We start from the raw sequence: 12402 nt of genomic DNA on the forward strand, positions 1-12402 counted from the left end.
CCATGACCCTAAGCTTGCAGGATTTGTGGCAGCAACTGCGCCAGCAGGACCGCCGTTTGTGGTTGGGGCAATGCCTGGCTTTTTGCGGGGCGATGGTAGCGGTGCCGATTCCGCTATTGATGCCCTTGCTGGTGGATGAGGTATTACTGCACCAACCGGGCAAACTCACGAAATTAATGACGGCGCTGCTCCCCGCCGAATGGCTGGGGCCGATTGCCATTATCGTGGTGGTGACGGTGTTCACGATCAGCTTGCGCTTAAGTAGTGTGTTACTCGGCGTGGCGACCACCCGTATTTTTGTCGGCTTATCCAAACAGGTGACGCTGGGGGTGCGGCAAATGCTGCTGGATAAACTGGGCAGGATACGCATGCAAGTCTATGAAAGCCTGGGTGCAGGTCAAGTCACTGCCAGGTTGCTCACCGATATTGAGACGCTGGACAAGTTTTTAGGCGAGACCATCGCCAAAGTGCTGGTCGCCGTCTTAAGCGTGATTGGCGTGGCTGGTGTCTTACTCTGGATGCATTGGCAACTGGCGTTGATTATCCTGTTCTTGAATCCGTTTGTGATCGCGCTGACCATGGTCTTGGGCAAAAAGGTCAAAGCCTGGAAGCAGCGAGAAAATGGCGCCTTTGAAGTTTTGTCGCAATCGGTGAATGAGACGCTGGAAGTGATGCAGCAACTGCGGGCCAGCAATAGTGACCGCCGCTTTCTGGATAAAGCCAAGCAGGCGGCTGAAGCAGTCAGAGCCGCCGCAACGGCTTCCGGCTGGAAGTCTGACGCGCTGGCGCGTTTGTCATTCGGCGTGTTTATATTTGGCTTTGAGATTTTTCGTGCCGTCGCCATGTTGATGGTGGTGTTTTCCAACTTGTCTGTCGGCCAGATGATCGCCGTGTTTGGCTACCTGTGGTTCATGATGGGCCCGGTGCAAGAGCTGTTGTCGGTACAAGTGTCTTATTACGCGGCCAAGGCGGCGCTGGGTCGGATCAACCAGGTATTGGCGGCGGATGAAGAACCCCATTATCCTGCCACCGTACAAGCCCTGGATGCACATTCGCCCGCAGCAATCCGCCTGCAAAACGTGACCTTTGCTTATGGCGAAGGAGATCCTATTCTGGCCGACGTGACGCTGGATATAGCACCGGGTGAGCAAGTGGCGCTGGTTGGCGTCTCAGGCGCGGGCAAGTCCACCCTGGTGCAACTGTTGCTAGGCTTATATGCCCCCACTCAGGGCCAGATCTTGTTCAACGGCCAGCCGATTGAGCAGTTGGGCTATGCACAAGTGCGCGAACACTTGGGCGTGGTGTTGCAACAACCCATGTTGTTTAATGACAGCGTGCGCCAAAACCTGAGTCTGGAGACCGCTTATTCGGATGATGCCTTATGGCAGGCGCTTGAAATTGCGCAGCTGGCGCAATTTGTGCGCGATTTGCCACAAGGGCTGGCGTCTCAGCTTGGACGCAGTGGGGTGCGCTTGTCCGGTGGCCAACGTCAACGGCTGGCGATTGCCCGCATGATGCTGAAACAGCCGCAAATCGTCATCTTGGATGAGGCGACCTCCATGCTGGATACGCATACAGAAGCTTTGCTGCATCAGGCAATGCGCACTTTTTTGCGTGGGCGTACGACCATCATCATTGCTCACAGATTATCTGCCGTGAAAGAGGCTGACCGCGTGCTGGTGTTTGATGGTGGCCGCATCATTGAGGAGGGGCAGCATGACACGCTGGTACAGCAGGCCGGCAGTGTCTATCAACGCTTGTATGGCCAGCAGGCCAGCTAATATTTGAGCCGGCTGCAGCTAAATGCAGGCGCTCGCAAGGTAATACGTTAAGGCTTCAACAGACGAGACACTTCACTGCCTGGTTTGGCAGCGTCGCCACTGGTATTGAGCACATGTGTGATTTCGCCTGTCCCGCCCAGCGAAACGCTGGTCATGCGCTCAAACTGGATATGATCGCCCAGCGGTGCCTCAATCGCGCTACTCAGTTTGACTTCCGGATTGTCATTAAAAAAGCAGTACACGCCCATGCCGATGGCCCTGTGCTGTGTGACGTGATCAGCCACCTTGTAAGAGGCAAAGCCGTTGCTGCTGCCATTCATCCAGCTGGCCTGGTTGGGGACATCATAGGGCGCTTCACTCTGGTAAAAGTACACGGCGCCATTTTCGCCATTCCACACGGTTTGGTAGTCGTGGAAGTGCTCGACAAACAAGCCATACATGGTGACATCATCCCCGTTCACCACGATGCCATGCTTGGTTTTGTTCATAGACCAGCCGATGCCGTTGCCATGGTCGCCGCGCCATACCCACAAGTTATCGCCAATCACGTGATTGCTATTGATGATGACGCTATGCGTGGCATTGCCCACGCTGGCGCCGCCTACCCGGAAAAACACATCATGCAGGCTGATCGGGTTTTGGGCATGCGAGGTGGCGGTTTTGCTTAGGCCAACTTGCAATAACACCTCACTGTTTTTCTCACCTGCATCAAACAGCAGGCCGCCAAGGATCACGCCATCGACATCTTGCACTTGCATGGCGGGGTTGCCATGGGTAGGCAGCAGGGTGGCGATGCCCAAGCCGAGCACCACGGTATTGGCGCGCGAAATGTTGAGGACTTTGTCTAGCGGGTAAATGCCCGGCGTCAGCAACAGATGCAGGCCTTTGGCAAGCGCCGCATTCAGGCTGTCAGCGTTATCTGTTGCCGCTTTGGCAATATAAAAACGGCTCAAGGGAATGGTCGTGCCGTTCAGGTGAGCGTCTTGCCAACTGATGCCTTGCGTCTGCTGACGCAACGGAGGGACGTAAACCTGGTATTCACCAGCCGCGGTCACTGTCAAAAACGGCTTCTCGCGTACGATAGGCGTTTGCGGGACGTCGGTATAGGGTGGGTTAGGCCAATGCGACGCATCCGGGGCATGCTTGACGCCAACAAAGACCATATTCCAGTTGGCATTGGTCCAGCTGCCAATGTTGCTGTTTCTGGTTAACCATTGCTGCTGGGTGCCCGAATTGACTTGCTGGTCAATCAGGCTGTCGGCGATAAAGCCACCACTGGACCAGCCGCCATTATCATCCAGCAACATATTGCCACGCACATGCAGACGACGTAGCGGTGAAGCTTGCGACACCGCCCATTGCATGGTGCCATTATCCGGCGTCACCGACAGGTTCTCTACGCTACGCCAGAAATTTTGTGTGGCATCTTCTTCGTGCCAGGTGGCCTTGACCTCAATCCCGCCCTGCAACATGACCTCATCAGGGTAGCGGCCCAGACCCATGAGCTGGGTATAAAAGCCCAGCTTGATCTTGTTATGGTAGACGCCCGGTTTGAACAATACCGCATAGCGTTCAGGCCCAAACTGGTTACTTTCTTGTTGTTTGAACAGGGCATCCAGCCTGGTCTGTACTTCTTCCGCCGGCATTTGTGGGTCGAGTACAAACACGTTCTCGCCAAAGTCGGGGGCACTGGCTTGCACTTTATGGGCATCCGCCTGGCATCCGGCTAAAAACAAAGCGGTGAGGCCCGCGCCAAATAGGGTAAACAGTGTTTTGTCGGCAATCCCGGAATACATAAACAGTTCGCTTTCTCTTACAAGTCCTCTAGTCAGGACCACGCTATTGTCCAGAAAATTCAAATTTTGTTGGCTTGCATGGCCGTCAGCAATGGGTGGTGCGATCCCGGGTTGCCAGACCTGCTGAGCTAGTTCAGCAAACTAACCCAGTTGCAAGGTACTCAAGGTTTCGCTACGCACACGTGCCAGCAGTTGCGCATCGTCAATCAATGATTCTCCATAGGAGGGAATCATGGACTTGAGCGTCTCTTGCCAGCCCTCGCTTTGCATGCGTTTGGCAAAGCAGCGTTGTAATACATCCAGCATGGCCTGGACGCTCACCGATGCGCCAGGCGAAGCGCCGAGCAAGGCCGCCAGGCTGCCATCGGCGCTGGCCACAATCTCAGTGCCAAATTCGAGTTTGCCCCAATGCTGATGGCAGCGCTTGATGATTTGTACCCGCTGCCCGGCGTGCGCCAATTGCCAGTGTTGGCTATCGGCCGCAGGCAGAAATACGCGCAAGGCAGACATACGCTGCTCATGCGTTTGAAACACTTCCTTGATCAGGTATTTGGTCAGGTCCAGATTGTGTCGGCCCGCACCGAGCAGGCTCTTGATGTTTCTGACTTTAACGGATTTGGCCAAGTCGAAACGCGAGCCTTGCTTGAGAAAGCGCGTGGTGAATCCGGCATAGGGCCCAAATAGCAGCGCAGGCTTGCCTTGTATCATGCGCGTATCCAGATGCGGCACCGACATGGGTGGTGCGCCGACCGCAGCCTGGCTGTAAACCTTGGCATGATGGGTGTTGATCAGCGAGGGTTCATTACAAATCAACCATTGGCCACTGACCGGAAAACCGCCATAGCCATTCGCTTCAGGGATCCCCGACTGCTGCAACAAGGGCAAGGCGCCGCCGCCGGCACCTAAAAACACAAACTGGGCTTCCAGAGTTTGTTTTTTACCAGTGACCAGATCCTGCACTTGAACTTGCCAGGGATGTTTTTCGCGCTTGTTCACTTGCTTGAGCTTGGTCACGCGGGATTGGGTAAGCAAGGTAAAGTTGGCTTGCGTCTTGAGGTGAGTCACCAACTGCCTTGTCAGTGCGCCAAAATTGACATCCGAGCCATGGGCAACGCGTGTGGCAGACATGTGCGCGCCGCTTTCACGGCCACGCATCATCAGGGGCATCCACTCGTTCAGGGTTTCCGGCTGGTTGCTCCACTGCATCTCTGCAAATAAAGGATGTGCTTGTAACAACTCAAATCGCTGACGCAAAAAAGCACCGTCTTCAGCACCCCAAACCGCACTCAGGTGCGGGACGCGCTGGATAAACGCTGCCGCTTGCAGCGCCCCTTCTTTTGTCAGGGTAGACCAATATTGCAGAGAGACCTCAAAGGCGGCGTTGATCTCCAGCGCGCGCCGAATCTGAATGTCTCCCTGCCGGTTTTTGGGGGTGTAGTTGAGCTCACAATACCCCGCATGGCCAGTGCCTGCATTATTCAGTGCATCAGAACTTTCAAGCGCAACGTCTTCGAGTTGCTCCACCATGCATATGCTTAAGGTCGGGTCGAGTCTATGCAATAGAGACGCCAGCGTTGCGCTCATAATGCCGCCGCCAACCAGCACGACATCGATGTCTGTTGTTGCCATGGTGCGAGTGTCCCCTCATTGTCGCGCCTGCAGATTGGGCGCAAATTATATTGACGCCGCGCATTATAAATCGAAAAACCACGCGTATCATCTAAACTTGATGCTTTCGTGACGCATGCCAATAAGCCTGGGGCTAACTTGTCAATAAATTGCTTTTACGGTAAGCTTAAGGATGAAATTAAAAAGGTTCAAAACCACAAAAAAATCAAGCCTGGCTTAGGTTTATCTTCAACCGGATTTGACTGGAACAAGATTTACTGGGTCGTTGATCTGAATTTCCGATTTGGTGTTGTCTCATGGCAGTCGTTATGCTCTTGAGACACCTAAATTTAGGCGCATGAAAATGTTTGCGAGTGGCTAGCCGGCATAGCCACCATGCGGATCTAGTCCGATCAGGCTTAAAAACACAAAAGGGTTGGGGTGTATATGAAAAATCCGTTGGAATCTGTTGCAGGATCCGTTCTCTCTGGTGTGTTGCTCACGCTGGCGCTGGTTTTTTTCCTCAAAAATTTTGTGGTTGCAGGAAGCTGATACGATGGAGCTGGTTCCGGCACTCGCAAGATGGTTTCATGTATTGGCAGGCATTACCTGGGTGGGCCTGCTTTATTATTTTAATCTGGTGCAAATGGCAGGCTTGAAGGCGGCCGCAGCAGACGGTACGGCTGCGGGCATTAATAAACATATCGCGCCACGTGCCTTGCTATGGTTTCGTTGGTCTGCTGTGGTGACCTGGCTGGCAGGTGCGGCATTGTTGGGCCCACATTTTACCGATGCGTTCGCCTTGCGAGGCGGGTTTGAATTGATTGGTGTGGGTGCCTGGCTGGGGACCATTATGCTGTTTAATGTTTGGGTGCTGATTTGGCCCAATCAGAAAAAAATACTAGGCATGGTGGCTGCGGATGAACAGGCTAAAAACAATGCAAGGCGTGTCGCCATGTTGGCCTCACGCACGAACTTGATGCTTTCCTTGCCCATGCTGTTTTTTATGGCCAATGGGTTGAGTCATCGAGCCGTATTAGGGTTTTAGCGGGTTTAAGACGTTTACGGCGGCTTAAGCCGCCGTTTTTGTTTTTTGAAAAAGGGTTTGAAATGCATTCGGAACATTTAATGAACACCTATGGCAGACAGCCAGTGACCTTTGTTAAAGGTGAGGGCGTCTGGCTCACAGACACTGCCGGTGATCGCTATCTGGATGCGCTGTCTGGCGTGGCGGTGAATGGCTTGGGTCATACCCATCCCAAATTTGTAGCGGCGCTCAATGCACAAATCGCCAAACTGATCCATGTCTCCAACATTTACCAGATTGCAGAACAAGCTGCGTTGGCCGACAAAGTGGCCGAGTTGTCTGGCATGGATCGCGTATTTTTCTGTAACTCAGGTTGTGAAGCCAATGAGGCCGCGATTAAATTGGCGCGTTTGTACGGACACAACAAAGGCATAGACCATCCTGAAATCATCGTCATGGATCAAAGCTTTCATGGCAGGACCATGGCTACTTTGTCAGCGACCGGTAACCGTAAGGTGCAAGCCGGTTTTGAGCCCTTGGTAAGTGGGTTTGTCCGCGTGCCTTTTGATGACATCGAAGCCGTCAAAGCAATTGCAGCCCATAAAAACAATGTGGTGGCTATTCTGGTTGAGCCAGTGCAAGGCGAGGGCGGGATTCATATTCCAGCCAGTTTGAAAGCCTATTTGCAAGGCTTGCGTGCGCTGTGCGATGCCAATGGCTGGTTGCTGATGCTGGATGAAGTCCAGTCAGGCATTGCCAGAACCGGCACCTGGTTTGCTTTTCAGCATAGTGGCATCCTGCCGGACGTGATGACATTGGCCAAAGGCCTGGGTTCAGGCGTGCCGATTGGGGCTTGTGTCGCGCGTGGCGTGGCCGCAGAAACCTTTACGCCTGGTAAGCATGGGTCAACCTTTGGCGGGAACCCGCTGGCCACGGCTGCTGGTCTGGCCACATTAAATATCATTGCCGAAGAACAATTACGTGAAAACGCACAGACGGTTGGCGACTATATTCGCGAACAGTTTACGCTTGCGCTCAAAGGCGAAGCCGGAGTCGTCAATGTACGCAATGCCGGCATGATGATCGGGATTGAGCTGGACAAACCATGTGCCGAGCTGGTCAAGCAGGCGTTGGCAGCAAGACTATTGATTAACGTCACCTCAGAAAAAGTGATTCGTTTGTTACCACCGCTGATCATGAATAAGCAGGAAGCAGATGAGTTGGTAAGCAGGTTAACGCCCCTGATTTTAAATTTCTTAAAGGCAAATGCTTGATTACGCAAGCGTCTACACATCATGAGTATTAAACATTTTTTGCAATTTAATGACCTGACACGCGACGAGATAGAGCACATCTTTACCCGTGCCAAATGGATTAAATCGCAATTTAAAGATTACAAACAATACTGGCCGCTGGTCGATCGCACGCTGGTCATGATTTTTGAAAAAGCCAGTACGCGTACCCGCTTGTCTTTTGAAGCTGGCATGCAGCAACTGGGCGGCTCAGCCATCTATCTCAACACCCGTGACTCGCAACTGGGGCGTGGCGAGCCGGTAGAAGATGCGGCACAGGTGATTTCGCGCATGAGTGACATCGTTATGATCCGCACGTTTGAGCAAAGCATCATTGAGCGTTTTGCGCAAAACTCGCGCGTGCCGGTCATCAATGGTCTGACCAACGAATATCACCCATGCCAGATCCTGGCGGATATTTTTACCTTTATCGAGCACAGAGGCTCAATCCAGGGTAAAACCGTGGCCTGGATTGGCGACAGCAATAACGTCTGTAACACCTGGTTGCAGGCGGCAGAAGTGCTAGACTTTAATGTACATGTGTCGACCCCGCCTGGCTATGAAGTCGAACCAGAGCGCGCTAACTTGTACGGCACGGATCATTTCGAGTCATTTGCTGACCCGATGGAGGCAGCTCTCGGCGCCGATCTGGTCACGACCGATGTCTGGACCAGCATGGGCTTTGAGGCCGAAAACGAAGAGCGCCGCAAAGACTTCGCCGATTGGCAAGTCGACGCTGACATGATGAAGGTCGCAAAAGCCGATGCCTTGTTTATGCACTGCTTGCCTGCGCACCGTGGTGAAGAAGTTTCGGCCGAGGTCATTGATGGCGCGCAAAGCGTGGTCTGGGACGAAGCCGAGAACAGACTGCACACGCAAAAAGCGCTGATGGAATATTTGTTATTAGGCAAGGTTTGATTTTTCACCACTGAGACCCAGAGTGTTTCAAGGTGGTTTTCTCCTTACCCTCTGTGATCTCTGTGGCAAAATTTTTTTTTATAGGTTCACTCTGACACGACGTTGAAATTAAACGTGCCAGACTGGCGTGACAACAAATGTGACGCCAAAAACATGTGTTAGCCACAGAGAACACAGAGGTCACAGAGAAAAAGTGCTTTTACAGATTTTCTCTTTATCTTGTTTGCTGTGAGGTAAAAATATTTTTTATGGAAATACAACTTCAATGAGCGATATTAAAAAAGCCGTATTGGCCTATTCTGGCGGCCTGGACACTTCCGTGATTCTGAAATGGTTGCAGGACACTTATCAATGTGAGGTGGTCACCTTTACTGCCGACCTTGGACAGGGCGAAGAGCTGGAGCCCGCGCGTGAAAAAGCCAAAAAATTTGGCGTGAACGAAATCTATATTGATGACTTGCGTGAAGAGTTTGTGCGTGACTTTGTGTTCCCGATGTTCCGTGCCAACACTGTTTACGAAGGTGAATATTTGCTTGGGACCTCGATTGCGCGTCCGCTGATTGCCAAGCGCCTGATTGAAATTGCCAACGAAACCAAAGCGGATGCTATTTCGCATGGTGCCACCGGCAAGGGTAACGACCAGGTGCGTTTTGAGCTGGGTGCCTATGCCTTGAATCCCAACATCAAAATTATCGCCCCATGGCGTGAATGGGATCTGTTGTCCCGTGAAAAACTGCTGGCCTATGCCGAAAAACATGGCATCCCGGTCGAGATGAAGCACAAACAAGGCGGCAGCCCTTATTCAATGGATGCTAACCTGTTGCATATTTCCTACGAAGGCCGCCACCTGGAAGACCCGGCAGCGGAAGCCGAGGAAGACATGTGGCGCTGGACCGTATCCCCTGAAAAAGCGCCTGACGCGGCCGAGTATCTGGACCTTGAGTTCAAACAGGGTGACATCGTTGCGCTTAATGGCAAATCCATGAAAGCACACGAGATTCTGGCTGAGCTGAACCGCTTGGGTGGCAAACATGGTGTGGGTCGTCTGGACCTGGTGGAAAACCGCTATGTAGGCATGAAGTCCCGTGGTTGCTACGAAACTCCGGGCGGCACCATTATTCTGAAAGCGCACCGTGCGATTGAAAGCATTACGCTGGACCGCGAAGTGGCGCACTTGAAGGATGATTTGATGCCACGTTACGCCAGCCTGATCTATAACGGCTACTGGTGGAGCCCAGAGCGTGTTGCCTTGCAAACTTTGATCGACCATACCCAGGCGACGGTGAATGGCTGGGTGCGCGTGAAGTTGTACAAAGGCAACGTGATTGTGGTTGGCCGTGACAGCAAAACTGATTCGTTGTTTGACTCGACCATTGCGACGTTTGAGGATGACAAAGGCGCTTACGACCAGAAAGATGCCGGCGGGTTTATCAAGTTGAATGCTTTGCGCATGCGTATTGCAGCCAACTTGCACAGCCGTAAAAAATAATTCTTATGGCTCATCGACGCGTCATTGCCTACGACTCTACCTTGCGCGATGGCGCGCAAGCGCAGGGAGTGTCTTTTTCGGTTGAGGATAAACTCAAGGTGGTTCAGCGTTTGGACCAATTGGGCATTGGCTACATTGAGGCCGGTAATCCTGGCTCTAACCCGAAAGACCTCGAGTTTTTTGCCCGCGTCGGCGAGCTCCATCTGCAGCATGCCAAAATTATTGCGTTTGGCAGTACACGCCGGATTGGCATTACCGCAGCAGAAGACAAGAATTTGCAGTCACTGTTATCAGCCAACACAACGGCGGTGGCTATTTTTGGCAAGAGTTGGGATTACCAGGTCACTGACATTCTGCGCACGACGCTAGATGAAAACCTGGCCATGATTGCCGATACCATTGCCTACCTCAAGGCGCAAGGCAAAGAGGTGGTGTTTGACGCCGAGCATTTTTACGATGGCTATCAAGCCAATGCCGACTATGCCATGCAGACATTGCAAGCCGCGGTAGACGCTGGGGCGGATGTGTTGGCCTTATGTGATACCAATGGCGGCACTTTCCCGAACGAGGTATTCAGCATCACGCAAACAGTGGTGAGCCGTTTCCCTGCAGTGCAGATCGGCATTCATTGCCATAACGACTGTGAAATGGCGGTGGCCAACTCGGTGGCCGCTGTACAGGCCGGCGCCATCCAGGTGCAAGGCACCATCAACGGTATCGGTGAACGCTGCGGCAACGCCAACCTGGTGTCGATTATCCCCAATGTGCAGCTAAAACTGGGTTTGGCCTGTATTTCAGAGGCGCAATTATCCGAGTTGACGGCCGCCGCACGCTTTGTCAGTGAAGTCGCCAATGTTGCGTTTAACGACAAGGCGCCTTATGTCGGGCAGGATGCCTTTGCACACAAGGGCGGCATGCATATTGATGCAGTGAATAAGAATCCTAAATCTTATGAGCACATCAACCCTGGCATGGTTGGCAATGAGAGACATATTCTGGTCTCTGAAGTCGCGGGGCGCGGAGCGATTCTGCGCAAGTTGCAACAAATTGATCCTAGCCTGACCAAAGAGTCTCAAGCGGCGGTGAATATCCTGGAGCAGCTGAAAGCACTGGAGCATGAAGGGTATCAGTTTGAAAATGCCGAGAGCTCGTTTGACTTGCTGATGCAGAAGTTACTGGGCAAGTTCAAGCCGTTTTTCAGCCTCAAGCAATACCATGTCAATATTTACGAACCGTCCGCGGATGGGTTGAATTCCTCGGTGACGATACACGTCAGCGTGAATGGCCAGGAAACCAGCGCAACCGCTCAGGGTGATGGTCCCGTGAATGCCCTGGACAAGGCCATGCGTAAGGCGCTGCAGCCGTTTTATCCGGCCATCAATGAAATCAAGCTGGTGGATTACAAAGTGCGGGTGCTGGACTCCAATCTGGCCACGGCAGCGAAGGTGCGTGTGTTGATAGAGTCTACCGATCAGCAAAGCAACTGGACGACCATCGGTGTTTCTTCTGACATCATTCAGGCATCCTGGCTGGCCTTGAAGGATGCGATTGAATATAAGTTGTCGCAATCGCGGACAAGCCCATAAGCGCAGCAAACCCGAACGCTGATTAGTCAGCAGGTTGCAGCAACACCAGTTTAAGGTGTTCCTGTTCTACCGGACGTAGCGTCACCTGCTGATATTGAATCAAGCCTTGCGTCGGATGTTGAAAGGCGCGCTGTCCGCCTTGTCTTTCCAGCACATCATGCTGTTTCCAGAACGCTGCAAACTCTGCACTGGCATTACTCAGTTCGTCGATGAGTTTCTTGATTTCAGGCTCTTCCAGCCGTGTGCGGCTGTCCGCTCTGAATTCTGCCACCAGTCTACGCGCGCGCATGTCCCAGTTCACTACAAACTGTTTTGCCGCCGGATGTGCAAACACAAAGCGTAGCAGATTGGGGTGTTCACCAGCAGGCCACTCAATATCCAGCAGTCCGCTAAACAAATCACTTGCTGCGGTATTCCAGGCCAACATGTCCCAGGTGCGGCCCATGATGTACGCCGGAATCTGGATGTGTTTCAGCATGGTCACCAAGGTTTCCGGCGCCGTATCAACTTGGTTCTGGTGTGCATGCGGGTCACGGCGGTCAGCCATGTCAAACAGATAGCTACGTTCAGACTTGCTCAGTTTGAGTGCATTGGCCAGGCGGTCCAGGGCTTCGGCCGACACATTGACTTCGCGCGCTTGCTCTATCCAGGTGTACCAGGTAGCGCTGATCCCTGCCAATTGAGCCACTTCTTCGCGGCGTAGCCCTTGGGTGCGACGGCGAACGCCTGACGGAAAACCAAAGGCTTCCGGGATGCCACGCTGACGCATGGCTTGTAAAAATTCTGCGAGTTCCTGGCGTCTTGAATCCATCTTTTCCTGTTGAGCATCAATTGCTTGCGTGTGCAGCGGCTGTTTAAAGTGGTAGTTTCAATACTAGTATAAATCATATTCTTGTAAGGGTATT

Annotated in this window: 9 protein-coding genes; 6 read left to right on the forward strand and 3 right to left on the reverse strand. The window is 52.7% G+C overall.

The features are described 5' to 3' along the window. Window positions 1-2 precede the first annotated feature (2 nt). Window positions 3-1781 carry an ABC transporter ATP-binding protein gene (locus tag AACH41_RS06755; protein WP_338657539.1) on the forward strand — a complete coding sequence of 593 codons (1779 nt, stop codon included), beginning with the start codon at window positions 3-5 and terminating at the stop codon, window positions 1779-1781. 47 nt (window positions 1782-1828) lie between these two features. On the opposite strand, the gene AACH41_RS06760 is transcribed toward AACH41_RS06755, so the two are convergent. Continuing rightward, window positions 1829-3619, reverse strand: coding sequence for an adenylyl cyclase (locus AACH41_RS06760; protein WP_338657540.1), 1791 nt, complete (start codon window positions 3617-3619; stop codon window positions 1829-1831). Window positions 3620-3718: 99 nt separating this feature from the next. Continuing rightward, window positions 3719-5206 (reverse strand): malate dehydrogenase (quinone), encoded by a 1488-nt coding sequence (mqo, locus tag AACH41_RS06765; protein ID WP_338657541.1) that lies wholly within the window; start codon window positions 5204-5206, stop codon window positions 3719-3721. 535 nt (window positions 5207-5741) lie between these two features. Here mqo and AACH41_RS06770 point away from each other — a divergent pair. From AACH41_RS06770 to cimA, 5 genes are all read left to right on the forward strand, one after another. After that, complete coding sequence (locus tag AACH41_RS06770) at window positions 5742-6233, forward strand: urate hydroxylase PuuD (RefSeq protein WP_275355042.1); 492 nt, start codon at window positions 5742-5744, stop codon at window positions 6231-6233. A 62-nt stretch (window positions 6234-6295) separates the two neighbouring features. Next, on the forward strand, window positions 6296-7486 hold the full coding sequence (locus AACH41_RS06775; protein ID WP_338657542.1) for an aspartate aminotransferase family protein: 1191 nt from the start codon (window positions 6296-6298) through the stop codon (window positions 7484-7486). A 21-nt stretch (window positions 7487-7507) separates the two neighbouring features. Further along, window positions 7508-8422, forward strand: a complete 915-nt coding sequence (gene argF, locus AACH41_RS06780; RefSeq protein ID WP_275355046.1) for an ornithine carbamoyltransferase — start codon at window positions 7508-7510, stop codon at window positions 8420-8422. A gap of 265 nt (window positions 8423-8687) precedes the next feature. Further along, window positions 8688-9911: an argininosuccinate synthase gene (locus tag AACH41_RS06785; RefSeq protein ID WP_275355048.1), complete on the forward strand. Its 1224-nt coding sequence runs from the start codon at window positions 8688-8690 to the stop codon at window positions 9909-9911. Between the two features lie 5 nt (window positions 9912-9916). Further along, window positions 9917-11497, forward strand: coding sequence for a citramalate synthase (gene cimA / locus AACH41_RS06790; RefSeq protein ID WP_338657543.1), 1581 nt, complete (start codon window positions 9917-9919; stop codon window positions 11495-11497). A gap of 22 nt (window positions 11498-11519) precedes the next feature. On the opposite strand, the gene AACH41_RS06795 is transcribed toward cimA, so the two are convergent. Beyond that, window positions 11520-12308, reverse strand: coding sequence for a helix-turn-helix transcriptional regulator (locus tag AACH41_RS06795; RefSeq protein WP_338657544.1), 789 nt, complete (start codon window positions 12306-12308; stop codon window positions 11520-11522). Window positions 12309-12402: the final 94 nt, after the last annotated feature.

It is taken from the genome of Methylophilus sp. DW102 (genome assembly GCF_037076555.1).
GTDB classification, from domain to species: domain Bacteria; phylum Pseudomonadota; class Gammaproteobacteria; order Burkholderiales; family Methylophilaceae; genus Methylophilus; species Methylophilus glucosoxydans.